Source organism: Arthrobacter ulcerisalmonis, from assembly GCF_900609065.1.
GTDB classification, from domain to species: domain Bacteria; phylum Actinomycetota; class Actinomycetes; order Actinomycetales; family Micrococcaceae; genus Arthrobacter; species Arthrobacter ulcerisalmonis.
In genome coordinates this window covers 86,225-109,080 of sequence record NZ_UXAU01000009.1, presented here as the reverse complement: position 1 = coordinate 109,080, position 22,856 = coordinate 86,225, and the positions used below count along the sequence as shown (strand labels likewise).

Here is a 22,856-nt window from a genome sequence, read left to right as displayed (position 1 = left end):
CGGAAAACCATGGTGTTCCTCCGACAGTTACTGTCCGAAGCGCAAATTTGTACGCTGCTCCAAGGGAAATCAGCCCCCCGAATACCGTCAGGGTGTAAACGCCGTCATCCACAGTTGTGCTGCCCATATTCACAGCAACTCCGTTCAAATAGCCTTGGACGATAACATTGTCCGGATAAGCGACTGGCACGCGCCAGGTTACTTTGATGCTTGGAAGGAGAACCACCGTGACTGCGGACTGGCAACTCACCATGGTCGGTGGCTCGAGCTTCAAAGGCTGAATAGATCCTTGCCCAGCTTCAACGTCCTGCCAACTGGCCTCGGTGCTGCCCACTGGCACTGGCTGGACCACCAGGAGCACCGCGGCGACCCCGGCCAGCACGCATCGGGCCACGGTGCCGCGCCTGCGCACTACCGTGGAGGCGCGCCTGCCGGCAGCGCCGTCAGGAGCCCCGCTACTTGCCAGCTGCATGCGCTGGCCTGGGCCGTCGAGGTCGGACAACTTGGTTGCGGGGCCAAAGTACCCAGGTGACGAATCCCGCCACCGCCAACGTGATCCCACCCATCACCAGCGGATGCGACACCACCACTACCCAGTTGGCCAGCCCGGGAACGGACCAGAGGACCTGCCGGACGTTTTGGACGGTGTAAGGCTCAGGATCCTCGACGGCGTTGGCGTCACCCTTCATGGTGATCACCATCTGTCCCGCTATTCCGGGTGTAACGGAGGTGACTCGGTGCGTGACAGGCAGCTTCTCGCCGCGGGCCACTGTCACCACGTCCCCCACCTTGACGTCGGCGGCAGGCACTTCGCGCACCACTGCCAGCGACCCAGCGGGGATGGTGGGACTCATGGACCCCGTCTTGAACATGATCAGCGAGATGTTTAAGAGGACAGCGGCCACGGTCAGGAGGATGCAGATCGAACCTGCCACCGCGGCAATGTTGAGGACCCACTCCCGGAGCCGCTGGCCGGGCCTACTCATGACGACGACGTTCCGGTGATGGTCCACTTCACGGCCATGGCGGCCTGGCCCTGCAGCGAGTTGTCCGCGTTGGCGTCCATGCTGACCTCGAAGCAGACCCACCGGGGCGCCGTGCTGTTCGCGCCAATCGGGACCGTGCCGGTGCCAGCTGTGGTGAGGGGCTGCTTGAGGGCTGCCCCGCCCACCAAGAACGTGGGCGTGCCACCGAAGCTGGTCACGTCGCAGGTGGCAGCAGTGGCTACCACCGCCCGGTACTTCAGGACGCCAGCCAGTGCAGGCGGACCAGAAGGCAGCTGGCCGGCACCCAAGGTCAGCGAGCCAGAAAGCGACCCGGTGGTGGTCCGAATGCCGATCGACGCGTAGAGGATCGTATTGGGTGACATTCCGGCGGCACTGAAAGCCAACGTGGCGGGGCTGGCCTCAGTGCTGTCTGCCCAGTTCGTCCCGCCGTCGATGGTCGACTGCAGCCGGAACGTGCTGGAACTGAACGTTGCCTGCGCCACTTCCTGATCGGTCCAGGCGGCCAAAGTCATGGCACCGCCGCTGATCAGGACCAGCCCACCGGCCAAGATAGCGCGGATGGTGCCACGCCTGCGGCGGCGCGGCCTCGATCGCACCGCCGGCTGCTCGCCGTCGGACGGTCCAGAGCCAGGCGCACTGATCGCGCTGCGCTTGCCCACGGTCTGCCTACGAGGTCGACGCGGCGGCGAACTCCCACGTGACGGTCGAAACTTCACTCTCAATGAGGTTTGCCCCGGCCGTCACCTTGAAGCAGAGGTTCACTGCGGCACCGGCCGCCGGGCTGGTGCCAATGGCGAGCGGGAACGTGATGCCAGCAGGGGTGGTTCCCACCGGTGTGGCTGCCGGGACCAGTACGGTACTGGCGTCCCCTGAACTGCAGCCGAATGCTCCAGGCGTGGTCACTGAGTAGCTCAGGTTCGCGGAGTTGGGGCCGTCTGCCGCGCTGCTCACGGTCACTGTTGCCGGGCTGGTGGTCCCAGCATCCAACCGCACCGCAAACGGTGCATAGACGGTATCGCCGGGTGCAAGGTTGGACGGGTTGACCGTAAAGGAGAGTGGAGCCGCTGTCCCGGCGGTGGCGTGGTCGGTATACGCGGTGCCGTCGACGCTGCCCTCAAGGTTGAAGCTCCCGGCGGTGAAGGTTCCGGCCCCAAACTCGGAATCATTCCAGGCGGCGAGCACCACTGTGGCGCCGACTCCCAGGACCAGGCCACCAGCTAGAATTGCCCGGATTTTGCCGCTGCGTGCTTTTGCTTCGCCCTGTTGCACTGCCGAATTTTCGTTCATGGCCAAGAACCCCCGAATGGCTTTTGTGGCCGCCCAGCACGCCCACCCGTGCAGGCTAACACCGCCCCTAGCAGCCACCTCCGGAAGGTACCCAAAAGGATGAGACGCAAAAGGACAGCCGGCGACGGCGGCTGGTTGGCCGCCGTCGTCGGCTGTCCTGTAGCTTCCTGGAAGGAGTGCTGGTTACTCGTAGACGTGCGGGGCGAGGGTGCCCACAAAGTCCAGGTTGCGGTACTTCTCGGCGTAGTCCAGGCCGTAGCCCACCACGAATTCGTTGGGGATGTCATAACCCACGTACTTGACGTCGATCTGGACCTTGGCCGCCGTTGGCTTGCGGAACGCGGTGCAGATTTCCACGGACGCGGTGCCACGGGATTCCAGGTTGGTCTTGAGCCAGGAAAGAGTGAGGCCGGAATCGATGATGTCCTCGACGATCAACACATCCTTACCCATCAGGTCCGTGTCCAGGTCCTTGAGGATGCGCACCACGCCGGAGGACTGCGTACCGGAGCCGTAGGAGGAAACGGCCATCCAGTCCATGGAGACGTGGCTGTGCAGCGCGCGGGCCAGATCAGCCATAACCATGACGGCGCCCTTCAGCACACCCACGATGAGCAGTTCGCGGCCTTCGTAGTCCTTGTCGATCTGGGCAGCGAGCTCGGTGATCCGGGTTTGGATCTGCTCCCTGGAATAAAGAACGTGCTTTAGATCTGCATGGACATCGTTTGAATCCACCAATAGCTCCTGGGTCGATGCGGGGGGTGCAACTAATTCTTGGGCGGTTTTTGGGACCGGAATACTAGCTTCCCACAGCGCGCGGCTTCGCGGGGACCAGCGCTGCGTGTAGTGGCAGCCGGGACCACGGCTGGGGTCACCTCGGGGACGGCGGCGGCGGGGGTGGCGCCGGGTTCCGGCCGCAGTTCGGCCAGCGAGAGCCGGGAGACGGCCACACCACCGGGCAACTCCACCGGCCCCGCTGATCCTTTGCGGCGCAGCAGCGCTTCCGCCGCCAGCAGCCGCTTGTAGCTGGGTTGTTGACCGCCGACGTCGGCAGCCGCCTTGGCGATGACGCGGTACCTGATGGCAGGCGGGAGTGCGCGCAGCGCGTCCTCCGGGAGGTGCAGTTCCGTTCCCGAACGTTCCAGCAGCGACTCGAAGGTGGTTTTTGCCACATCATCCAGGTAATCGGCGTCGAGTTGGAGGATCGCGGCAGTCCGGGCCAGGGATTCGGCGACGCCGGGACCGAGCTTTTCCTCCAGGTGCGGCAGGACTTCCACCCGGGTCCTGGAGCGGGCAAACGCAGGATCGGTGTTGGTGGGATCGTGCCAAGGCGTCAGCTCCTCCACCTCGCAAATCTCTTCTGTGTCGGCACGGCGCAGCGCCAGGAACGGCCGCAACAGGAGCCCGCGGGACGGCCGCATCCCAGCCAGGGACCGGGTGCCCGACCCACGAGCCAGTCCCAGGAGCACCTGTTCGGCCTGGTCATCGAGGGTGTGGCCAAGCAAAATCGCCTCGGCACCCTGGCTGGTGGCGGCTGCCTGCAGGGCCGCGTGGCGGGCGTCGCGGGCAGCAGCCTCCGGGCCCACGCCGGCACGCTCCACCACGACGGTCCGGACCTCAACGGGAGCCAGACCCAGCTCCTGGAGCGCTGCTGCCGCGTTGGCAGCAACCTCTGCCGAACCGGCCTGCAACTGGTGGTCCACCACCACGGCACCTACCGTAACGGGGTGCCCGTCCACGTGGCCACGGCGGGCGAAGTACGCTGCCACGGCGGCGAGCGCCAGGGAGTCGGGGCCGCCGCTGCACGCCACCAGGACGTGCGCCGGGTAGCCCGCCTGGGCCAACGATTCCTGCAGCAGCTTCCGCGCAGTGCCGAGGACCGGCGCCAACCGGCCAGGCCGCCGTCGTCCGCGGGCGACGGTGGGTGCAGCGCCCGGTGAGACTGCGAGCGAGACCTCCGGGGTGTCTGCCGGTGACTTTTCTGGGTCACTCATGGGTGAGAGTTCCGGCGAACCAGCGGGTACGTCAGCTGGCACCTACAGGCCCATCCGTTCCAGCCACAGTTTGGCGTCGTGGATTTCCGGTTCGGTGGGCAGGTTTTCCGCCGACTCCCACACGCGGTTGAAGCCGGCCATGCCCGCGCCATCCACCACGGCGCGGACAAAGCGGGAGCCATCTGAGTACTGTCGCATCTTGGCATCGAGGCCCAAGAGGTTGCGGATGAACTTCTCCAGCACGCCGCGGTCCTTGCCGCGGGAGTTGAAGCGCTGCCGGATGGTCTTCACGGACGGAATGATGCTGGCGTCCACGGCATCCATCACCACGTTGGCGTGGCCCTCAAGCAGGCTCATCACGGCGGTGAGGTGGGAGATGGCTGCCTTTTCGGCCGGGTCCTGGAGTAGGTCCAGGATCGCGCCGCGGCCGGGGGTGTCTCCGGTGGCGGACCGGTCCTTCAGCGAGCGGGCTGCGGCGCTGGCCCGGTCCATCAGTGAATCAACGTTGCCCAGCAGGTGCCCGCTGAGATCGTCGATCTGCGCCAGCATGTGGTGCCGGAGCCACGGCGCAGCGGCGAACTGCACGCGGTGAGTCTGCTCGTGCAGGCAAACCCATAGCCGGAAGTCCTCCGGGGTGACGTTCAATTCGCGTTCCACCGAGACAATGTTCGGGGCCACGAGGAGGAGCCGGCCAGCAGCAGGAGCCGTGGACCCCGGCGCGAGCGCGGCAAAGGGATCGTACTGACCAAGGACCTTGCTGGAAAGAAAGGCGAGCACGGCACCAAGTTGGCTGCCGGTGATGGCTCCGCTCACTCCCGCTGCCCGGGGGGTCAGGTTGCCGTTCCTGCTGTCCACCATCTTTTCCATGGCGGGTTTGAGCATCACGGCGAAACTTTGCGTATTGGCTTTCGCCCAGGAGGCCCGGTCCACCACCAACACCGACGAATCCCGGAGGTCTCGCGCCGCTTCCAGCCCGCTGATCTGGTGCACGTGTTCCACCGAAGCGTCCGCCAGGCTCCGCAACGATTCCACGGCCTTGCCAATGTCCGCGGCGTTCATCACCGGTCCGGCTGGCGCCAAGCGGGCGGCGGTGGCCGCGGCAAGGTCCCAGTTGATCAAAGAATCGGCGGTGCTGGACAACGTTGGTGCGGACTCCCGCGCAGTGGTCTCCATAGTTTCCAATCAGACCACAGCAGGCTGGGGATCGTCCTTAAAGTTCGCTGACCGGCGAACGGGCAGGCTCGGGCCTGAACTTCCCGGCGGCTCACAGCGGCGGCACAGGTCCGCGCAAGCCCCGGCAAATCCTGGCGCCGCACAGTTATTCCTATCGCACCGAACCGCTCGAGCGGCTCTGGCCCGCATAAGCGGTGCTGGCCAACACCGCTTATGCGGGTCACGGCCGTTCATATCCAGAGGAGGACACCATGATCACGTATCGCCCCATCGCCCCGCTGACCTCAGGCCCACGAGCAGGGTGGAAGGCAGTCCTCGCCGCCGTGGTGATGGCGACACTGCTGGGCACGACGACGGCGCCCGCGGCCATCGCAGCCGACACCTCCAGCGCGTCCTCCGCCGCCGTCGTGACCACCATCGCGGCGACGCCACTGGTCGCCACCGAACCGGCCCGAGGCGACTCCTGATCTCGCCAGCCAGCGGATCCACAGTCCGCCGGATCGCGGGAAAACCGGTCCAGCTACCGGCAGCCGCAGCCAGCCAACGCGGCAGCTGCCCGGTCCACTGCAGCCTTGTTACCGGCAGCGCCCGGAGCAAGATCGTTGCCGATGAAGGAGAAGAGCAGCAACCGGCCGTCCGCATCCACCACGTAGCCACTCAGTGCGATGACGGTGTTCAGGGTTCCGGTCTTTGCGCGCACCAATCCGGCGCCCTGTTGGCTGGCCGGGTCCTGATAGCGCACGTCGAGGGTGCCGGTCAGCCCAGCCACGGGGAAGCCGGCCAGGGCGGCCCGCAGTCGATCGTCGGCACCGGTTGCGATCGTCCGGACCACACTGACCAGGTCCAGCGCTGACACCCTGTTGCCCATGGCCAGGCCGCAGACGTCCTCCAAGGCCAACCCCGAGGTGTCCACGCCCGCGGCGGCGACTTCGGCGCGCACCACGTCCGTGGCGCCGTCGTTGCTTCCCGGTCGGCCCGAGGCCACGGCGGCGAGGCGGCCTAATGCTTCGGCCAGGTAGTTGTCGGAGTCCTGCAGCATCACGTCCAGCTGCTGCGCCACTGTGGCTGATTCGGCCCGCGCCAGGGTGGCCGCATCCGCGGGGGCAGGTGAACGCCCGACATCGGCGGCAACAGTTAGTCCCGCGGCCGCACCTGCCACGCGCAGCTGGCTGGCGAACTGCTCGGCCGCGGTGATGGCGGGGTCGCTGGGCCTGGCGCCGGAGGTGTCGGTGGGAGCGAATCGGGCTGCGTTGAGGGCGATCGGGGCCAGCGGTGCCACCTCGCCCGCGGCAACGTCGCCCAGGTCCCAGGCCGGATTGAGGGCCGGTCCGCTGAAGAGCGAATCGTCGAGCGCCACGGTGATCTCGCCAGCTGCCCCAGCGGCCGCCAGTGCCGTGGCGGTCTGCGCGGCCAGGGTAGCCAGGCCCGTGCGCCCACGAACCTGGTCTGCTGCCGAATCCCCGGCGGCCAGGAGTACGTCGCCGCCACCCACCAGAACCACCTGGTTGGGGTTGGATCCGGCAACCACTGTGGTGCTGAAGCGGTGGTCCGGGCCGAGTGTGCGGAGTGCTGCCACCGCTGTCAGCAGCTTCAGGTTCGACGCCGGCACCCGAGCGGCGGAGGCACCCTGGTCAAACAGGACGTCGCCCGTGATCGCGTCCTGGACCAGCCCCGTGAAGGAGCCGTCGCCGTCGGGCGTCAACAGCGGCTGCAGCTGCGCCGTCACGGCGGCGCGATCCGGACGCAGAGCCGCGTCCGTGAGCGGGGCCAGGCCGCCCGGTGCCGCGAGCGTTGCCGGCGGCTGCTGCCAGGCCGGAACGGTGGGGGCGGGCGCGGCCGGTGGCGGGGCGAGGAAGCCGGGCAGCGCCAGGAACGCGGCAGGAACAGCAAGCGCCAGCAGCAGGACGGTCACGGCGAGCAGCGGCCAGTGCCGGCGCACGCGGTGCCGCCACGGTTGGGCAGGTGTCGATCTGGTCATGCCGGTGCTGGTCCTCAAGTCCTGAAATATCCCCACAAGTTCCTGATTCCAGGGCCGCTCGCTATATCCTCAATAATAGTCGGCGGCACTGACACCCCCTTTGCGTGGCAGTCCTGGTGCCGCGAACCCAGTGACAAAAACGCCGAGGAGCATTCATGAAGCACGACGTGACCATCGAGATCCCCAAGGGATCGCGTGTCAAGTACGAAGTTGACCACGAGACCGGCCGGGTCCGCCTGGACCGCGTCCTCTTCACCTCCATGCAGTACCCCACCCACTACGGCTTCTTCGAGAACACCCTCGGCGAAGACGGCGATCCGCTGGACGCGCTGGTGCTGCTGCAGGACTTCGACCTGCACCCCGGCGTGATCGTCGAGTCCCGCCCCATCGGCGTGTTCAACATGACGGACGACGGCGGCGGGGACGCCAAGGTGCTTTGCGTCCCCACGGACAAGCGGTTCGACCACATCCAGGAACTCAGCGACGTCAGCGACTTCCTGATCAAGGAGATCGAGCACTTCTTCACCCGTTACAAGGACTTGGAGCCGGGCAAGTGGGTCAAGGCCGAAGGCTGGGGCGATCGTGCCGCGGCCGAAGCCGAGCTGGAAGCTTCCATCAAGCGCTACGTCCCGGCGGCAGGCCACTAGGTCCGCTCTCGCCTTACCAACGCGGGGTCCCAGTGGGGCCCCGCGTTGTGGTTAAGGTGGAGCGTGAGCTACGAACCCACCTTCACCCCGCCCTCCGGCCCCATCATCGGCCGGCGCGACGGCCGAGTCATCCGCGCAACGGGCATCCCTTATGCCACGGCCGCTCGTTTCCAGCCGCCCAGCCCCGCACCAGACCGCGCCACCCCGCTGCTGGCCACGTCCCCCGCGCCTGCCTGCCCGCAGGCTCCCGTGCCGTTCCTGGACGAAGTTTTGGGCACCCGCTACGGCGAGTTGCCGGGCAGCGAAGACTGCCAGAACCTCTCCATCACCATGCCTGCCGACATTGACCCGGCTGAGAAATTGCCGGTGATGGTCTGGATCCACGGCGGCTCGTACACCACCGGCTCCGGCGACCTGGCGATCTTCGACTCTGCAGCGTTGGCCGCCGAAAACCGGGTGGTCGTGGTGTCCGTGACCTACAGGCTGGGACTGTTTGGCTTCCTGTCCACCCGAACGGGCCGGCCCGGCAACCTGGGCCTCCTGGACCAGCTCGAGGCCTTTCGGTGGGTGCAACGGAATATCTCGGCGTTCGGTGGCGACCCGCACCGCGTCACAGCGTTCGGCCAGTCAGCTGGCGGCGACGCGATCGCCCACCTCATGGCAGTCCCCGAGGCGCCCACCTTGTTCCAGCGGGCCATCATCCAAAGCGCACCGCTGGGCATCTCCCGGGGCCGGGCCACCATGAACCACGCCATGGGCATCGCCGCCGAGTCCGTCACGGAGGAGACCCCTGCCATGGACGTGGTGGAGATCGAAGAACGCGTCACGCAGGTGGCCCGCAAGTTCGGCATGCGGGCGGCCATGCCGTTCGGCACGCAGTACGGGCACCACCCCCTCCCCGCCGAGGCAGGCATTGAGGCGGCCTGGAACCACACCGCGCCAGGCATCCAGGTGCTGATGGGGCACACCTCGCAGGAGGCTCGGCTGTTCCTGCCGCGCAACAGGTTCCTCAGCGCCCTGGAGCGCGTTCCGGTGCTGGGAAAGACGGCACTCCGGGCCATCAACTGGGTGGTGACCGAGACGGTCTATGGCCGGGCATCGCGGAAGTTTGCCCGCCGCCACTCAGCAGCGGGCGGAACTGCGCACCACTATGTCCTGGACTGGCACGCACCCGGAAACATCTACGGCTCCGCCCACACCATTGACCTTCCCCTGCTGTTCGGCACTAAGGACACCTGGGACGGAGTGGGACTGATCGCCGGGGCCACCTGGGACGAGGTGGACGCCGCGGGCCAGCAGGTGCGTGCCCTGTGGGCCCAGTTCGCGGGCGGTGCTGCAGGCAGTGATCTCGGGGACAGCGGCGGGATTCCTGGCGTCCTGAAATACCGGGTGGCATGAGGCTCTGGGGATGAAGACCCTCGGCGTTGACCTTGCTGCCGCGGACAAGAAGACGGCCGCGGCTGTCCTCGACTGGGGAAACGACGGCGCCACCCTGGCCCACCTGGCACTCGACGTGGCTGACCAGGACATCGTGGACCTCTTCGGGGCCACTGATGTCACTGGGATCGACTGCCCCGTAGGCTGGCCCGACGCCCTGATCCCCTTCCTCACCGGACATCTGGCGTCCGACGCCGGTCCCGTCCTTGCGCACGACGGCATCGCCGGGCGCAGGCTGCTTGCCTACCGCGACACGGATCGGTTTGTCACCGCCCAGACCCGGCTGATCCCGCTCAGCGTCTCGGCGGACCGGCTGGCCCATCCTGCCATGCGTTGCGCGGTCCTGCAGGCGAAGATTGCTGGACTGCACGGTCCTCAGCCCAAGGATGGATCGGGCCGGCTGGCCGAGGTTTATCCTGCCGCCTCGCTGAAGATCTGGGGCCTGAACGGGCGCGGCTACAAAGGCCGGGGCGGTCCCGAAAGCGAACGCCGCGGCCAGCTTCTTGCGGAGTTGCAGGCACTGGCGCCTTGGCTGGACCTGGCCGGAAACGAGGCCCGGCTGGAGGGGTCCGACGACCTGTTTGACGCCGTCGTCGCTGCCCTGGCCGCACGGGCCGTGGCCCGCGGGCTGACCCTCCGACCCGATGCCGAGCACGCGGCCGCCGCGCGCACCGAGGGCTGGATCCACCTGCCCTCCTGCGGGTTGGATGAGCTGCTCGGCGGGGACGTCCAGGCCTAAGCTGCGCCCGAGTTTTGCGCCTAGCCCGCCATGAACTTTTCCCGGGTCAGGAACGCGAGCTGCGCTTCCTTGTCTGCCAGCTGCACGATCGGACCCAGTTCGAAGGCGGACGCCACGAGCCGTCGAATGGCCATGCCGTTTCGGGCATCGGGTTCGGCGATGATGCGGTCGGTGCCCGGGTCCGCGAACATGAACCGGAGCAGGGCCGCCGCGAGCACAGGGGTGAAGTGCGGGATGGAGCGCGACGCCGGACCCAGCAGAAGGTGCGTACCGGTGTCTCCGGGCAGGGCGGGGTAGGCCTCCCCCACCGGGTCGTGGATGGCCTGGTAGGTCTGGAAGATGCCGAACGGTTCGCCGGCCAGTTCGATCAGGTACGCGTGGTGGGTGTCCAGGCTGGCCAGGAACTCGTAGACCTCCTGGACTTGGTGGTGGGTGTAGTCCGTCATGCCCCAGAAACGGGCCCGTTCCTCGGTGACCCAGGAATGCATGATGCCGGCGTCGGACGCGGGTTCAACGGGGAGCAAACGGAGCTGTCCCCACGCCTCGAAGTCCTCCTGGTAGGCAGCGATCCTCGCAGCAGGGATGGGTGGGGCAGCGGTGACAGCGGACATGGTTCTCCTTGGAAACAGTGACGTAAACGGGGCCGTCATGCCAGCGCAACAGGAAGGGCTCGCATGATCATTTAGGTTAGGCTGTCCTCATTAAAGCATCACTGAGCCGTCCCGCCAGCATGGCGTCCGGGCAAAAGGAGAAGCATGAAGCACAGCTGGGAAGGCGCCGTCCTCAAGGTATTCGGAGCCAAGGATTTCTCCTTGTCCGTCACGGGCCGCGAGCAGATCGGCCCTCAGTTCATGCGGATCCACATCGACGGCGGATCACTTCTGGATGACTGCGGCGTCCATCCCACCATGTGGATCCGGCTCTGGTTCGACGACGCCGGAAAACCACACCAGCGCGCCTTCACCTTGGTCAACCCGGACACCGCCGCTGGCACCTTCAGCCTGGACTTCGCCCTCCACAAGGGCCGCGCCGCCGACTGGGCGCGCACCGTCCAGCCTGGTGAGACCATTGACGCCACGGTCCAGGGCAGCAAGTTTGAGCTCCCAGACCCAGCCCCTACTACCGCTGTTGTCATCGGCGATCCGGCGTCCCTCCCGGCCATCAATTCGCTGCTGGCAGTGCTTGGCAACGCGCCAGCCAGCATCTGGTTTGAATACAACCACGAATCTGACCGGGAACTCCCCTTGCAGGCCAGGGCCATTGACACCGTCACCTGGGTTCCCCGTGAGGACGGCGGGGCACGGCTGGTAAGCGAGGTCTGCGCTGCACTGACCGATCAAGTTGGGGCCGCCGGTGCCGCCACCGGTTACTACTGGCTGGCCGTCGAAGCCGCCAGCACCCGACACATCACCCGCCACCTGCGCAAAACGCTGGGCGTGGACAAACACCGGATCAACGCCTTGGGCTACTGGAAGGCTGGCGCAGGCTCCTGACTCTGGATCCGGCGTCGTCCGTCCTGCTTGCCAGCACGCAGCTACCAGCGGGTAGTCTTTGGTGCAATGTTCACCTTGACCATCAACCAGACGGACAGCCGGCGGGACGGCGACCGGGTTCCCCAGTTGTTGCGGGACCTGCGCCATATTCCGGCGCGCCTGGACTTCGACAGGTCAGTTGAGGACGAAGTCCAAGGCATCGTGGACTGCCCACACCAGGCGGTCGAGGCCGCACTCATAGCTTTAAGGTGCGGCTCGTGGTTCGTTGGAATCGGGGCAGGTCCTGTCAATGAACCCCTGCCCAACCAGATCAAAGACGCCAGCGGGCACGGGCTGATCTACGCGCGCCGGGCCGTGGACCGGCTCCGCAACAGCAAAGACCGCATCCCGGTGGCCGTGGAAGGGCCCTTGGCCGACATTGCCCACGACGCCGAGGCCGTCCTGCGTCTGCTCGGCGCCATGGTGCGGGACCGGTCCGACGCCGAATGGCGGGTTCTGGATCTCCTCACCCCCGGCGTCCGCGGCCAGCAGAAAGCAGTGGCCAAGGAACTCGGCATCACCACCCAGGCCGTCAGCAAAGCCGTTGCCCGTTCGCAGTGGAACGAGGAACACGCTGCCCGGCCAGCTGCGGCCCGGTTGCTTGCCATGATCCTCGAGGTCAGATAGCGGGCTCAGCTCAGCTGGCTGTGGCGGCCAGTACGGGTTGACCGTTGTAGAGCTCCAGCTCCCAGCCGTCTGCCTCGTGGTGGTGGGCAAGGTTCAGTGCCGCGTTCTCCACACTGGCCAAGGTCTTCCCCACAGCGCGGCCTAGGCTCACGCGAAGCAAGGTCCCGTGGGCGACCACCAAGATCCGTTGGCCACGAAACTCGGCCGCCAGCGCTTCGAGTGCCGCGAGCCCGCGGGACGCTGCTTCGCCCTCGGTTTCGGCATCCTGGAAGCCGCCCGGAACACGCAGCACCTCAAGCTCGGGCCCAGCCTGCATGCCCTCGGCGGGGCCAAAGCTGCGCTCAATCAATGCAGGAAGTCGCCGAGACACGGACATGCCCAGGCCTTCGGCGATGATGTCGGCGGTCTCCGCTGCGCGGCTCAGCGTGGAAGAAACCATCACGTCCCACTGCTGCTGTTCGAGAATTCCGACGGCGGCCCTCGCCTGCGCGCGGCCCACCTCGTTGAGCGGAATGTCGGTGGCACCCTGCAACCGACGCTCGGCATTCCAGTCGGTTTGGCCGTGGCGGACGAGGGCGAAAGTCGTGGGGGTCATGCTCTCCATTCTGCCCCGCTGAACACCCTGCACCCGAATCCCGGTGGGCTGGGGCAACATGAACCTACTCACGTGGACCAGGGGGTTAAGCCCCGAGTCGTTGGTTCGGCGACCACTGCCCTCGAATTGGCAACGCACGCACCTGGCTGGCGAGGGCGGCCGTGACCCCTGTTAGAGGAGGCTGTGCAGGACCCGGGCTGCGCCGTCGTCGTACACGGAGAGGGTGACCTCATCCGCGGCGGCGATAACCTCTTCGGGCGCCTGCCCCATGGCCACGCCGCGGCCTGCCCAGGTGAGCATCTCGATATCGTTGCGGCCGTCGCCGATTGCCACGGTCTGAGCAGCGTCGATACCCAACTGCACCCGGAGTTCCTCCAGCGCGCTGGCCTTGGTGACCCCCGCGGCGGCGATATCCAGCCACGCCGTCCAGCCCACCGAGTAGGTCACGCCGGACAGGCCAATCTGGCGGATGGCGTCGGTGAATTCTTCCGGCGTGTTGTCGGTGCTGAACACCACCACGCGGACGGCGGTGGCGTTGAGCATGGTTTGGAAATCGACGCCAACGGCCTCGACGCCGAAGCTGGCATCCTGGAACCGTTCCGTGGAAAGGAAGTTGCCGTCCTCGTCCTCGAGCGCATACTTGGCTGCGGGCAGCCGTTCACGGAGGGCACGCAGGGCGGGAGCGGGATCGAAGGTGGCCTTCTGGATGATTTCGTAGCCGCGGTCCAAGTCGGGGTGCAAGCGCAGGGTCACGCCACCGTTGCAGCAGACGGCGTAGCCGCGCTCGATGCCGATCTTCTCAATGATGGGCAGCGTGGCGTTCAAGGAACGGCCCGTAGCAATCATGACCTCATGGCCAACACCCACCACGTTCTGGGCGGCGTTGCGGACGGCCGGGGACATGTGGCCGTCGTGATCCACCAATGTCCCGTCGACGTCCAGGGCCACCAGCAGCCGGTTGTTCTGGATATTGTCTCGCCGGTCATCGTTGCCGGCGACTGTGATTTCAGTCAGCGTTGTCATACTTCAAGTGAACCAGACGTGCCAAGGACCTTGCTAGGACGCCCGCCACAGCACAGTTGAACGTCCGGTTAATACTCACAGGTTGTCCACGGTGTGAGTGTTAACCGAAGCCGCTTGGGCGGTCGGCTGCCGCGAGATCCGCCCAGCCCCAGCGGACAAAGCCGTGGCCCAGCGCCCGGATCCGGTCCTCGCGGAGTTTCTCCCGGTAGACGGCTTCCTCGGTGCTGATTCTGGCGAGACGGGCTGCTTCGATGTACTTCTGCTTGCCGTCGAACTCCCCACCAGGTTGGCGCCTGGCCACCAGAAGTCGCTTCGGCCAACGAAACCCTGCCGATCCTGGAAGTTCTGCTGGAGGTTTGGTTGGTCAAAGCCAAGGGTTTCGAAGACGGCACGGCTGAAGGACTCCCCCACAGACTCGACCAGCGGGCTGGCCAGGGCCGCCACCCGATGGGCCCGCGCCTGCGCCGACGCAGAAGGTTGCGCTGCGACCAACTCCTGCAGGCCCGGCGCATCCGCCAAGGAACCGCACATGGGGATGAACCCATCGGCACGGAAGATGCGGGCGGCACCATCAGCCACCACCAGCGCCTTGCTGAGCGGTTCAGTAGCCATGACATCCACCACGGCCGGCAAGAGGCCCTCGCACTGGAACTCCCCACTCTGGACAGGTGCCTCAACCCGGGGTGGTTGGAGACGGTACCGGAGCGGGTAGCTGCGATTGCGCCTGGCTTCCTGCACAGCTGGCCCGTCGCCCAGGACCATGAAAGGGGACCTCCGCAGGCCGCTACGCCCCGGAAAAGACGTGGCAAGCTCCACGCATGCAGGCGCGCCCAGAACGTCGAGCCCACTCGCCAGGATGGCTGATTCTCCACAGAGCACCGCATAGGGAATTGAGCGTGAGATGGCCGCAGCGGTCCAGGCAAACCGGCGCAAAGGAAGCGCTCGATTCCAGTCCTCGATGCCCACATAAAACCCGCGGCGGATCCGGACCAGCCGACCCTCCCGGAATGACCGGCTGATGTGGTCAGTGCCCCGCCCAGCGCGAACAAGCGCAGCTGAGTCGATCAGGCCAGGTGGAACTTTCATTCCCCAAGACTGCCCGTCACCGTGGCACCCAACCGAGGTCCGCCGTCGTTATGTGGACAACCCGGCGGTGGAGGAAGAGTGAGCCCGCGGCAAGACCCCGCCAAGCCCGCAGCCGGCTCGAATCCTAAGCTTGTTCGCGAAACCTAGCCTTCAAGGCTCTGAGCAGCGAACAAGCTTAGGACCGGCGGAAGGTAGCTCCCATAACAGAGCCCTACAGAACTGGCAGCACCTCAAGCCCGCCAAGGTACTTCTGCAGCGCCTTGGGGACGGTGACGGAGCCGTCTGGGTTCTGGTGGTGCTCCAGGATGGCCACGATCCAGCGGGTGGTAGCCAGTGTGCCGTTGAGGGTGGCCACGGCGCGGGTGCCCTTCGCGACGCCCTCGGCGTTGACCGTCCGTTCCCGGATGTTCAGGCGGCGGGCCTGGAACGTGGTGCAGTTGGAGGTGGACGTGAGCTCGCGGTAGGCGCCCTGGGTGGGTACCCAGGCTTCGCAGTCGAACTTGCGGGCAGCGGACATGCCCAGGTCACCGGCGGCAGTATCGATCACCCGGTAGGGCAGCTCGCATTTGGCCAGCATCTCCTCTTCCCAGGCGAGCAGCCGCGCGTGCTCGGCAGCGGCTTCCTCAACAGTGGTGTAGATGAACATTTCCACCTTGTTGAACTGGTGGACGCGAATGATGCCGCGGGTGTCCTTGCCGTGCGAGCCAGCCTCGCGCCGGTAGCAGGAGCTCTGCCCGGCGAAGCGGATCGGGCCGGAGGTCAGGTCCAGGATTTCGTCCGCGTGGTATCCAGCGAGCGCCACCTCTGAGGTGCCCACCAGGTAAAGGTCGTCTTCGGCAAGACGGTAGATCTCGGCGTCGTGCTTCACATCGAATCCGGTGCCCTGCATGGTTTCCGGGCGCACCAAAGTGGGAGTGATCATGGGTACGAAGCCGGCGTCGATGGCCTGTTCCATGGCCATCTGCAACAGGGCCATTTCCAGCCGGGCACCAACGCCGCGGAGGAAGTAGAAGCGCGAGCCGGAGACTTTGGCGCCGCGCTCCATGTCGATCGCGCCGATCAGCTCACCGATTTCCAGGTGGTCGCGCGGCTCGAAGTCGGGGAATTCGCGAGGCGTACCAACGGTCTTGACCACCACATAGTCGTCCTCGCCGCCCTCCGGCACACCGTCTTCCACCAGGTTGGGGACGGTGCGGAGCAGTTCCTCCTGCGTGGCCTGGGCGGCGTCGGCCTCGGCGGATGCTGCCTTGACGGAGTTGGCCAGTTCACGGACCTCCGCGAGCAGCGCCTGCTTTTCCTCGCCCTTGGCCTGGGCCACCTTCTTGCCAAACACGTTCTGCTCGGCGCGCAGGTTTTCGAAGCGGATCAGCGCCGCCTTACGCTCGGAATCAGCGGCGATGATCGCATCCACCACTGATTCGTCGGCGCCGCGGGCGCGCTGGCTGGCACGGAATTTATCCGGGTTTTCGCTGAGGTCTTTTACGTCGATCACCTCCCAAGGGTATCCAATCCCGCGCACGACGGCGGGCGGCCGGGGATGACGCGCTGGCCAGGCCGCCGTCGGGCTACTGTTGAACCACCATGAGTGACTGGATTCTGTATGTAGTGGCGGCGGCCGCCCTGGCGTTTGCCGTTTCCAGCTGGTGGGGTGTCCGGCGCCTCAAAGCCCTCCATATGCGCAGCGCAGTGGGTGGCGAACCGCACGACTCAGGGCTGCGGCAACAACGCGTGGCGGTCATCCTCAACCCCATCAAGTCACGGGCGGAGGAGGCCAAGGCCACCATCCAGCGCGCGTGCCACACAGCGGGTTGGGACGAGCCGGTATTTTTCGAAACCACGGCAGAGGATCCCGGCTACTCACAGGTCAAGGCAGCCCTGGCGCACAAACCCGACGTGGTGTTGGTGGGCGGCGGTGACGGAACAGTACGCGTAGCCGCCGAGTCGTTGGCGCACAGTGAAGTGGCCATGGGGCTGATCCCGTTGGGAACCGGGAACCTGTTGGCCCGCAACGTGGACCTGGACGTCAACGATCTCTATGGCAACGTCCAGACAGCCCTCTTCGGTCCACAGCGGTATATCGACACAGCCCGGATGGGCATCGAAAACTCACACACCGGGCATTCGTCGGAGCACCTGTTCCTGGTGATCGCGGGCATGGGATTGGACGCCGAGGTGCTCGCCGACACCAACGATGGGCTCAAGAAAGCCGTGGGCTGGCTCGCCTACACCGAATCGGGGGTACGGCATCTGCCGGGCCGTCGCAAGAAGGTCTCGATCTCCTTGGACGGCAGCGCCGAGCAAGTACGGAAGATCCGCAGCGTCATGTTCGTCAACTGCGGACTGGTCCCAGGTGGCATCGACTTCATCCCGCAAGCCATGATCGACGACGGCATGCTCGACGTGGTGGTCATGAGCCCCCGCAGCGCCATCGGCTGGCTGCTGATGTACCTGAAAATCCTGTTCAAGCTCAGCGGCAGGCTGCCCATCATGACGGTCTACCGTTCCGGCCGGGTGGTCATCAAGTGCCCCGAACCCATGCCCACACAGCTCGACGGCGATACGTCCGGCTTGGCGACCCGGCTCACCGTGCAGGTGAAACCGCAGTCGCTGTTGATCAGGGTGAAGGGCGCCATGCCCAAGGCGGCTCTTTAGCTGTCCGCTTCTTTCGCTGCGGCAGCTTTCGCGGCTGCCCGAGCCTCGGACTGCTCGCGGATCATTTCCTGCTCCTCTTCGAAGCGCAGGCGGTCCGCACGGTCGGCGTCGTCGCCGTCCCAGTCCTGGTTGTCAGCGGCAGGCTTGGGGTTGACGATCATTCCTTGGCCGTCATCGGTGCTGTTGGCAGTCATGGCCATTCCCTTCGTCGGGGGTTGTCCCCGTAATAATCAAGTAAGCATACGCACTGTTTTCCGGCCGGGGAAGTATCGCTGAACCGGCGGTGCCTCGCTACCCGCCCAAACTCAAAGCACCAGCGGCTTCAGGCCGTTATCCGAGATCAGCGGCTTGCCGTTTTCCAGCCACTGATCCATGCCGCCCGCAACGTTGAACGCAGCGTAGCCCTGGCCGGTCAGCCATTGCGCGGCCCGGAAAGAGCGGCCGCCGGTCCGGCAGATCACATAGAGGTCCTGGTCAGGGTCCAGTTCCGTTACCCGCTCGGGCAACTGGTCCAACGGGATATGCAGCGCCCCCTCCGCATGGCCTGCCACCCACTCGTAGTCCTCGCGGACGTCAAGGACGGCAGCATCGGCGGGAATGTCATTGACGGAGACGGTTTCAAAGTCGCTCATGGGGAATCCTGTCGTGGCAGATCGAGGTCAGCATTAAGCCTAGCCGCTGCGAGCCCGCTCCACCCGGCAGCCAACACGTTAGGCTTCTGGGGAACTGACCAGGAGGACGCCATTACCGCACCCCCATTCTCTGGTATCCCGGCGAGCCAACTGCCTCATGGCTGACCTGCACGAGGTACCAGCTGTGGAACTGCGGGACCTGCTGCGCACCGGCCAGGTCTCGGCCGTTGAGGCCACGTCCCACTTTCTGGCCCGCATTGAGGCGAAAAACAAGCTCCTGGGCGCCTTCGTCATCGTTACGGCCGAGGACGCGATGGCCGCGGCGCGGGCGGCAGATGAACTCCACGCCCGGTCCCAGCCTGAAGACCTGCCACTCCTGCACGGCATGCCACTGGCGTTCAAAGACCTCACCGACGTGGCTGGCGTAGTGACCACCCACGGCAGCGCCGCCCTGGAACACCGGCCCGCCCCCACCGACGCTCCCTTGGTGTCCCAGTTCCGGACCGCAGGTGCCATCTCCCTCGGAAAGACTCAAGTACCCGAATTCGGACTGACGGCCTACAGCGAGAACCTGATCGCGCCGCCGTCGCGCAATCCTTTCGGCATCAGCCGCAGCTCCGGCGGGTCCTCGGGCGGGAGTGCGGCGGCCGTGGCGGCAGGGTTGCTGCCGTTTGCGCCAGGGTCCGACGGCGGCGGGTCGGTTCGGATTCCCGCGGCAGCGTGCGGGTTGGTGGGGCTCAAACCCGGCCGAGGTGCCGTCAGCGCCGAACCCAGCGCCGGCGATCCGGCCCGACTGGTGGTTCCGGGGCCGCTCGCCAGAACTACTGCCGACGCCGCGCTCATGTTGGACGCGATGATCCCGGGCGCCACGTACCTCCGCGACGTGGACAGCGCACCGCGACCGCTACGAATTGGGGTGACGCTGGACAGTCCGTGGTCCGGGACGTTCCCGTTCGCCGTCGAACCCGAGGCCCTCGCCGCCCTGGCCGCCGGCGAAAAGCTGCTGGCGCAAGCTGGCCACGTGCTCGATACCGCCGAGATCCGCTACGACAACCGCTACCCCGATGCCTTCACCACTGCCTGGACGGCCGGGGTTGGCGCGGCCCGGATCAGCCCAGCCCGCGAGGCGCTGCTGGCACCGCTGACCCGGACCTTCCGACGGCGGGCGCAGCAGCGCAGCCCCGCCAAGCTGCAGGAAGCCATGGCACTCCTGCGGACCTTCGAGCACGACACGATCGCCCAGTACGCGCAATGGGACCTCATGCTGATGCCGGCACTGGCGCAAACTCCCCGGCCCGTAGGCTGGTTCACCGGGACCGTGCACGGCGACGAGCGCTGGCCCTCAGCGCACTGGCCTGGGGACGCCGACGGCGACTACCGGAAACAGTGCGAATTCGCCCCCTGGTCCTCGATGGTGAACGTATGCGGGCTCCCCGCCATCACCTTGCCCGTGCATTGGACCGGCGCCACACCGGGCGCGGGTCTTCCCATGGGCATCCAGCTGGTAGGGCCAAGGGGTTCCGAGCTGCTGCTGCTTCAGCTGGGGCGCCAACTGGGGTTCTAGCGGCGGCGAGAAGTCGGCGCGGCGCCAAGCTGCACCCTCGCAGCAAACTAGAGTTCATAGCAGGCACACTGGCAACGAATAAAGGGAACACCATGAGCTCTGGACAGTACACGCCCGGCACAGGCGGCCAGCCCGATCCCAACGGACAGGAGCCTGCTGAGTACGTGCCTGCGGTGCCAGACCACGGGCCGGCCGTTCCGGGCCAGCAAGATTCCCACACGGATCTGCCTCCGTCGTATGAGCCCGGCAGCACCGAAGCGCGTCCAGCCGACGATCAGCTGGCCGAGACCCGGCCCGCGAAGTCGCATCCTGCCGAGGCTCGGCCAGCCGAGGAGCCGAAGGTGACCCGCGCCGGCGTGGTGTGGGCCGCCGTCGTGGCTTCCCTGGTCTTGCTGATCCTCTTGATTATCTTCATCCTGCAGAACCAGGACCGGGTGCTGGTCCAGTACTTTGGCCTGCGCGGCGAACTGCCGCTGGGGATGGCGCTGTTCATCGCCAGCGTGACCGGTGGCGTGCTGGTGGCAGCTGCTGGTGGGGTTCGGATCCTGCAGCTCCGTGCGTCGGCGCACCGGGCCCGGGCGAAGAATCGCCGCTAGGCAGGGACTCGCCGCCCCGATCCTAAGCTTGTTCGCAGCATAGAGCCTTCAAGGCCAGGACCTGCGAACAAGCTTAGGACTGCAGCCCTAAGCGTTGACGTATGACGCAGATTCCAGGAACGCCAATCCAATGGCCACCAGAATCCAGAACGCACCGTAAACCAGCAGGCAAAGGTAGCCCAGGACCAGACCGGCGATCGCCATGCCCTTGCCCAGGGGTTCACGCCTGAGGGCCAGGTGCCCGGTGATGATGGCCACCAGCGGCGGCACCAGCAGCCAACCCATCAGGAACGAGACAATCCCACTGACGAGGCTGGTGATGCTCAGGCCCCTGGCTTGCGGCACCGCGCCGTAGTAACCAGCCTGCACGTAGGAGTTGGGCCGGTGCCCGTAGGCGTACTGCTGCGGATATTGGTTCCCGTATTGGTTGCCAAACGCGCCCGGCTGAGCGGGATAGTTGTTCTGCTGATATAGCGGTGGCGGCACGTTGGAGCCATACGGTGGCACGCCGCCGGGCGCGCTGGACGTGTACGGCGGCATGAACTGCGGCGGTTCATACCCCGACGGCGGCGCGGGCGGAGTGCCCTCGCTGTTTGACGAGTCGCGCCACTGCGGATCAGGACGCTGGGAAGGCTGGTCAGTCGTGGGGTCCCCCTAAAATGATGCTCCCAGCCTAGCGCCTGCGGCGACTTTTCGGACGCCGTCAGGAAAGCAACAGCTTGGCAGCAAGGCCCAGCATGACGAGACCAATCCCAAAATCGAGGTATCGCCAGGTGCGCGGATTGCCCAACACTCCGGACAACGCCCGGGCACCGTACCCCAACGCCGAAAACCACACCACGCTGCCGGCAACGGCCCCGCCGGCGAAAACCCACCTGAGATCCGGACCCTGTTGGTTTGCCAGACTGCCCAGGAGCACCACCGTGTCCAGATAGACGTGGGGGTTCAGGAAGGTCAGCGCCACCGTGCTCGCCACCACGGAGCCCTTGGACCGGGGTGCACTTTGCTCCAGGGCGGAAGGGTTCAGCGCCGACATGAAGGAGCGCACTGCGAACCAGACCAGGTAGGCCGCCCCACCCCAGCGAAGAACGTCGAGGGCTTGGGGAAAGCGGTACACCAAAGCGCCAATTCCGGCGGTCCCGCCCAGAATCAGGGCAGCATCACCGATCATGCACACGGCAACAACTGCGCCGATGTGTTCGCGGCGGACACCCTGTCGGAGCACGAAGGCATTCTGGGCGCCAATGGCCACAATCAGCGCCAGCCCCGTCAACATCCCAGTGATTCCTGTCATCAGCATGCACTCGACGGTACGGAGCGCAGCATGTGAAGACAAACGATTGATTCTTGGGTGCCATTAGAATCTCTTCATGAATCTCGAACATCTTCGTGCGCTGATGGCCGTCATTGACGAGGGCACTTTCGAGGCCGCTGCAGACATTCTCCGCGTCACCCCGTCCGCCGTCAGCCAGCGCATCAAGGCGCTGGAGGCGTCGACAGGGCAGGTCCTGGTGCGCCGGCGGGTCCCCTGCGTCCCCACCGAGGCCGGGACCGTACTGCTCCGGATGGCCCGTCAGGTACAGGTGCTCGAGGCTGAGGCGTCAACCGCGCTGGGAACCACTGCCGCCTCCCGCGCCGTCCTCCCGGTGGCAATCAACGCCGATTCGCTGGCCACCTGGTTCGTACCCGTCCTCGCCGTGGCCGCCACCTGGCAGGACACCACCCTGGACCTTCGCGTCGAGGACCAGGGTTTCAGCAGCCAGCTCCTGCGCCAGGGCGACGTCATGGGCGCCATCACCTCCGACCCCGTCCCCGTGAGTGGTTGCCGGGTGGAGCTGCTGGGGCACATGCGGTACATCCCGGTGGCTTCGGCCAGCCTGCACCGGCGGTTCACCAAGGGCAGCACAGTGGGCTGGGCCAGGATGCCGGTCCTGAAATTCAACGTCAAGGACACCCTGCAGCGCGCGCTGCTCACGGCGAAGGGAGTGGAGCAGAGCCCGCCCACCCACACTGTCCCGTCGTCGGAAGGTTTCCTCGCAGCCATCAAGGCCGGCCTGGGCTGGGGAATGCTTCCCGAACTGCAGCTCGGGAATGAACTGGCAGAGGGAACGCTGGTCAGGCTCGGCCGAAACACCCACGAGGACGTGCCGCTGCACTGGCAATCCTGGTCGCTGGACTCGGCGCGGCTCCACCGGATGGGCGAAGCGGTGCGGGACACCGCCCGGAAGAAGCTTCGGGCGAGCTGACCGGAGAGCAGTTGTGCCGCCGTCACAGGGACCGCAATGTG

The 22,856-nt window shown here is 66.2% G+C and carries 26 protein-coding genes; 10 read left to right on the top strand and 16 right to left on the bottom strand.

The window, feature by feature from the left end; genetic code table 11:
• Positions 1-455: 455 nt before the first annotated feature.
• The 6 genes from PSET11_RS00870 to PSET11_RS00845 all read right to left on the bottom strand — a co-directional run bounded on the left by PSET11_RS00870 (position 456) and on the right by PSET11_RS00845 (position 5,461).
• The gene (locus PSET11_RS00870; protein WP_124089814.1) at positions 456-986 is read right to left on the bottom strand and encodes a signal peptidase I; all 531 of its coding nucleotides are present in this window, start codon (positions 984-986) and stop codon (positions 456-458) included.
• Positions 983-1,666, bottom strand: coding sequence for a SipW-dependent-type signal peptide-containing protein (locus PSET11_RS00865; protein ID WP_160118936.1), 684 nt, complete (start codon positions 1,664-1,666; stop codon positions 983-985). The genes PSET11_RS00870 and PSET11_RS00865 overlap by 4 nt, the downstream gene beginning before the upstream one ends.
• Before the next feature lie 7 nt (positions 1,667-1,673).
• Complete coding sequence (locus PSET11_RS00860; RefSeq protein WP_124089810.1) at positions 1,674-2,294, bottom strand: SipW-dependent-type signal peptide-containing protein; 621 nt, start codon at positions 2,292-2,294, stop codon at positions 1,674-1,676.
• Between the two features lie 183 nt (positions 2,295-2,477).
• Positions 2,478-3,029 carry a hypoxanthine phosphoribosyltransferase gene (gene hpt / locus PSET11_RS00855; protein ID WP_124089808.1) on the bottom strand — a complete coding sequence of 184 codons (552 nt, stop codon included), beginning with the start codon at positions 3,027-3,029 and terminating at the stop codon, positions 2,478-2,480.
• 32 nt (positions 3,030-3,061) lie between these two features.
• On the bottom strand, positions 3,062-4,153 hold the full coding sequence (gene tilS / locus PSET11_RS00850) for a tRNA lysidine(34) synthetase TilS (protein ID WP_238988987.1): 1,092 nt from the start codon (positions 4,151-4,153) through the stop codon (positions 3,062-3,064).
• Positions 4,154-4,330: 177 nt separating this feature from the next.
• Positions 4,331-5,461 (bottom strand): zinc-dependent metalloprotease, encoded by a 1,131-nt coding sequence (locus tag PSET11_RS00845; RefSeq protein WP_124089806.1) that lies wholly within the window; start codon positions 5,459-5,461, stop codon positions 4,331-4,333.
• Positions 5,462-5,712: 251 nt separating this feature from the next.
• Here PSET11_RS00845 and PSET11_RS00840 point away from each other — a divergent pair, with 251 nt between their 5' ends.
• Positions 5,713-5,928, top strand: coding sequence for a hypothetical protein (locus PSET11_RS00840; protein ID WP_124089804.1), 216 nt, complete (start codon positions 5,713-5,715; stop codon positions 5,926-5,928).
• Between the two features lie 53 nt (positions 5,929-5,981).
• Here PSET11_RS00840 and dacB read toward each other — a convergent pair whose 3' ends face one another.
• A complete protein-coding gene (gene dacB, locus PSET11_RS00835; protein WP_124089802.1) occupies positions 5,982-7,439 on the bottom strand; it encodes a D-alanyl-D-alanine carboxypeptidase/D-alanyl-D-alanine endopeptidase in 1,458 nt (485 codons plus the stop codon).
• A gap of 155 nt (positions 7,440-7,594) precedes the next feature.
• Between dacB and PSET11_RS00830 the strand changes: the two genes are divergently transcribed.
• The 3 genes from PSET11_RS00830 to PSET11_RS00820 all read left to right on the top strand — a co-directional run bounded on the left by PSET11_RS00830 (position 7,595) and on the right by PSET11_RS00820 (position 10,262).
• On the top strand, positions 7,595-8,086 hold the full coding sequence (locus tag PSET11_RS00830; RefSeq protein WP_124089800.1) for an inorganic diphosphatase: 492 nt from the start codon (positions 7,595-7,597) through the stop codon (positions 8,084-8,086).
• 63 nt (positions 8,087-8,149) lie between these two features.
• Positions 8,150-9,484 (top strand): carboxylesterase family protein, encoded by a 1,335-nt coding sequence (locus PSET11_RS00825; protein WP_238988978.1) that lies wholly within the window; start codon positions 8,150-8,152, stop codon positions 9,482-9,484.
• Positions 9,485-9,494: 10 nt separating this feature from the next.
• Entirely contained in the window at positions 9,495-10,262 is a 768-nt protein-coding gene (locus tag PSET11_RS00820) for a DUF429 domain-containing protein (protein WP_124089798.1), read from the top strand.
• Positions 10,263-10,282: 20 nt separating this feature from the next.
• Here PSET11_RS00820 and PSET11_RS00815 read toward each other — a convergent pair whose 3' ends face one another.
• Positions 10,283-10,873 (bottom strand): GNAT family N-acetyltransferase, encoded by a 591-nt coding sequence (locus PSET11_RS00815; RefSeq protein ID WP_124089796.1) that lies wholly within the window; start codon positions 10,871-10,873, stop codon positions 10,283-10,285.
• Between the two features lie 144 nt (positions 10,874-11,017).
• Here PSET11_RS00815 and PSET11_RS00810 point away from each other — a divergent pair, with 144 nt between their 5' ends.
• Both PSET11_RS00810 and PSET11_RS00805 read left to right on the top strand, forming a co-directional pair.
• The gene (locus PSET11_RS00810; RefSeq protein ID WP_124089793.1) at positions 11,018-11,755 is read left to right on the top strand and encodes a siderophore-interacting protein; all 738 of its coding nucleotides are present in this window, start codon (positions 11,018-11,020) and stop codon (positions 11,753-11,755) included.
• Positions 11,756-11,821: 66 nt separating this feature from the next.
• Positions 11,822-12,421 (top strand): hypothetical protein, encoded by a 600-nt coding sequence (locus tag PSET11_RS00805; protein ID WP_124089791.1) that lies wholly within the window; start codon positions 11,822-11,824, stop codon positions 12,419-12,421.
• A 10-nt stretch (positions 12,422-12,431) separates the two neighbouring features.
• Here PSET11_RS00805 and PSET11_RS00800 read toward each other — a convergent pair whose 3' ends face one another.
• The 4 genes from PSET11_RS00800 to serS all read right to left on the bottom strand — a co-directional run bounded on the left by PSET11_RS00800 (position 12,432) and on the right by serS (position 16,617).
• Positions 12,432-13,016 (bottom strand): histidine phosphatase family protein, encoded by a 585-nt coding sequence (locus tag PSET11_RS00800; RefSeq protein WP_124089789.1) that lies wholly within the window; start codon positions 13,014-13,016, stop codon positions 12,432-12,434.
• A 171-nt stretch (positions 13,017-13,187) separates the two neighbouring features.
• Entirely contained in the window at positions 13,188-14,039 is an 852-nt protein-coding gene (locus PSET11_RS00795; RefSeq protein ID WP_124089787.1) for an HAD family hydrolase, read from the bottom strand.
• Between the two features lie 75 nt (positions 14,040-14,114).
• Positions 14,115-15,125, bottom strand: a complete 1,011-nt coding sequence (locus PSET11_RS00790) for a hypothetical protein (protein WP_238988977.1) — start codon at positions 15,123-15,125, stop codon at positions 14,115-14,117.
• Positions 15,126-15,336: 211 nt separating this feature from the next.
• Positions 15,337-16,617, bottom strand: a complete 1,281-nt coding sequence (gene serS / locus PSET11_RS00785; protein WP_124089785.1) for a serine--tRNA ligase — start codon at positions 16,615-16,617, stop codon at positions 15,337-15,339.
• A gap of 89 nt (positions 16,618-16,706) precedes the next feature.
• On the opposite strand from serS, the gene PSET11_RS00780 reads away from it, so the two are divergent.
• Positions 16,707-17,777 (top strand): diacylglycerol/lipid kinase family protein, encoded by a 1,071-nt coding sequence (locus tag PSET11_RS00780; protein ID WP_124089783.1) that lies wholly within the window; start codon positions 16,707-16,709, stop codon positions 17,775-17,777.
• On the opposite strand, the gene PSET11_RS00775 is transcribed toward PSET11_RS00780, so the two are convergent.
• Positions 17,774-17,971, bottom strand: coding sequence for a hypothetical protein (locus tag PSET11_RS00775; protein ID WP_124089781.1), 198 nt, complete (start codon positions 17,969-17,971; stop codon positions 17,774-17,776). The two genes, PSET11_RS00780 and PSET11_RS00775, sit on opposite strands and share 4 nt — an antisense overlap.
• A 111-nt stretch (positions 17,972-18,082) precedes the next feature.
• Positions 18,083-18,409: a rhodanese-like domain-containing protein gene (locus PSET11_RS00770; protein WP_124089779.1), complete on the bottom strand. Its 327-nt coding sequence runs from the start codon at positions 18,407-18,409 to the stop codon at positions 18,083-18,085.
• Between the two features lie 157 nt (positions 18,410-18,566).
• On the opposite strand from PSET11_RS00770, the gene PSET11_RS00765 reads away from it, so the two are divergent.
• On the top strand, positions 18,567-19,973 hold the full coding sequence (locus tag PSET11_RS00765) for an amidase (RefSeq protein WP_124089777.1): 1,407 nt from the start codon (positions 18,567-18,569) through the stop codon (positions 19,971-19,973).
• A gap of 92 nt (positions 19,974-20,065) precedes the next feature.
• Complete coding sequence (locus PSET11_RS16785; protein ID WP_238988976.1) at positions 20,066-20,569, top strand: LapA family protein; 504 nt, start codon at positions 20,066-20,068, stop codon at positions 20,567-20,569.
• Between the two features lie 87 nt (positions 20,570-20,656).
• Here the strand turns inward: PSET11_RS16785 and PSET11_RS00755 are convergent, their stop codons facing one another.
• Both PSET11_RS00755 and PSET11_RS00750 read right to left on the bottom strand, forming a co-directional pair.
• A complete protein-coding gene (locus tag PSET11_RS00755; protein ID WP_124089774.1) occupies positions 20,657-21,109 on the bottom strand; it encodes a DUF4190 domain-containing protein in 453 nt (150 codons plus the stop codon).
• Between the two features lie 163 nt (positions 21,110-21,272).
• Positions 21,273-21,863 carry a LysE/ArgO family amino acid transporter gene (locus PSET11_RS00750; RefSeq protein ID WP_238988975.1) on the bottom strand — a complete coding sequence of 197 codons (591 nt, stop codon included), beginning with the start codon at positions 21,861-21,863 and terminating at the stop codon, positions 21,273-21,275.
• A 76-nt stretch (positions 21,864-21,939) separates the two neighbouring features.
• Here PSET11_RS00750 and PSET11_RS00745 point away from each other — a divergent pair, with 76 nt between their 5' ends.
• Entirely contained in the window at positions 21,940-22,815 is an 876-nt protein-coding gene (locus PSET11_RS00745) for a LysR family transcriptional regulator ArgP (protein ID WP_124089772.1), read from the top strand.
• The last annotated feature ends 41 nt before the right edge of the window (positions 22,816-22,856 follow it).

What these genes read in the sequence shown, in the direction of transcription:
- PSET11_RS00840 (WP_124089804.1), top strand. Translation starts at nt 5,713, where the DNA reads ATGATCACGTATCGCCCCATCGCCCCGCTGACCTCAGGCCCACGAGCA.
- dacB (WP_124089802.1), bottom strand. Translation starts at nt 7,439, where the DNA reads ATGACCAGATCGACACCTGCCCAACCGTGGCGGCACCGCGTGCGCCGG.
- PSET11_RS00790 (WP_238988977.1), bottom strand. Translation starts at nt 15,125, where the DNA reads ATGAAAGTTCCACCTGGCCTGATCGACTCAGCTGCGCTTGTTCGCGCT.
- PSET11_RS00805 (WP_124089791.1), top strand. Translation starts at nt 11,822, where the DNA reads ATGTTCACCTTGACCATCAACCAGACGGACAGCCGGCGGGACGGCGAC.
- PSET11_RS16785 (WP_238988976.1), top strand. Translation starts at nt 20,066, where the DNA reads ATGAGCTCTGGACAGTACACGCCCGGCACAGGCGGCCAGCCCGATCCC.
- PSET11_RS00755 (WP_124089774.1), bottom strand. Translation starts at nt 21,109, where the DNA reads ATGCCGCCGTACACGTCCAGCGCGCCCGGCGGCGTGCCACCGTATGGC.
- PSET11_RS00765 (WP_124089777.1), top strand. Translation starts at nt 18,567, where the DNA reads ATGGCTGACCTGCACGAGGTACCAGCTGTGGAACTGCGGGACCTGCTG.
- PSET11_RS00775 (WP_124089781.1), bottom strand. Translation starts at nt 17,971, where the DNA reads ATGACTGCCAACAGCACCGATGACGGCCAAGGAATGATCGTCAACCCC.
- PSET11_RS00750 (WP_238988975.1), bottom strand. Translation starts at nt 21,863, where the DNA reads ATGACAGGAATCACTGGGATGTTGACGGGGCTGGCGCTGATTGTGGCC.
- PSET11_RS00845 (WP_124089806.1), bottom strand. Translation starts at nt 5,461, where the DNA reads ATGGAGACCACTGCGCGGGAGTCCGCACCAACGTTGTCCAGCACCGCC.
- PSET11_RS00795 (WP_124089787.1), bottom strand. Translation starts at nt 14,039, where the DNA reads ATGACAACGCTGACTGAAATCACAGTCGCCGGCAACGATGACCGGCGA.
- PSET11_RS00770 (WP_124089779.1), bottom strand. Translation starts at nt 18,409, where the DNA reads ATGAGCGACTTTGAAACCGTCTCCGTCAATGACATTCCCGCCGATGCT.
- PSET11_RS00780 (WP_124089783.1), top strand. Translation starts at nt 16,707, where the DNA reads ATGAGTGACTGGATTCTGTATGTAGTGGCGGCGGCCGCCCTGGCGTTT.
- PSET11_RS00800 (WP_124089789.1), bottom strand. Translation starts at nt 13,016, where the DNA reads ATGACCCCCACGACTTTCGCCCTCGTCCGCCACGGCCAAACCGACTGG.
- PSET11_RS00870 (WP_124089814.1), bottom strand. Translation starts at nt 986, where the DNA reads ATGAGTAGGCCCGGCCAGCGGCTCCGGGAGTGGGTCCTCAACATTGCC.
- PSET11_RS00815 (WP_124089796.1), bottom strand. Translation starts at nt 10,873, where the DNA reads ATGTCCGCTGTCACCGCTGCCCCACCCATCCCTGCTGCGAGGATCGCT.
- PSET11_RS00830 (WP_124089800.1), top strand. Translation starts at nt 7,595, where the DNA reads ATGAAGCACGACGTGACCATCGAGATCCCCAAGGGATCGCGTGTCAAG.
- PSET11_RS00810 (WP_124089793.1), top strand. Translation starts at nt 11,018, where the DNA reads ATGAAGCACAGCTGGGAAGGCGCCGTCCTCAAGGTATTCGGAGCCAAG.
- PSET11_RS00860 (WP_124089810.1), bottom strand. Translation starts at nt 2,294, where the DNA reads ATGAACGAAAATTCGGCAGTGCAACAGGGCGAAGCAAAAGCACGCAGC.
- PSET11_RS00820 (WP_124089798.1), top strand. Translation starts at nt 9,495, where the DNA reads ATGAAGACCCTCGGCGTTGACCTTGCTGCCGCGGACAAGAAGACGGCC.
- PSET11_RS00745 (WP_124089772.1), top strand. Translation starts at nt 21,940, where the DNA reads ATGAATCTCGAACATCTTCGTGCGCTGATGGCCGTCATTGACGAGGGC.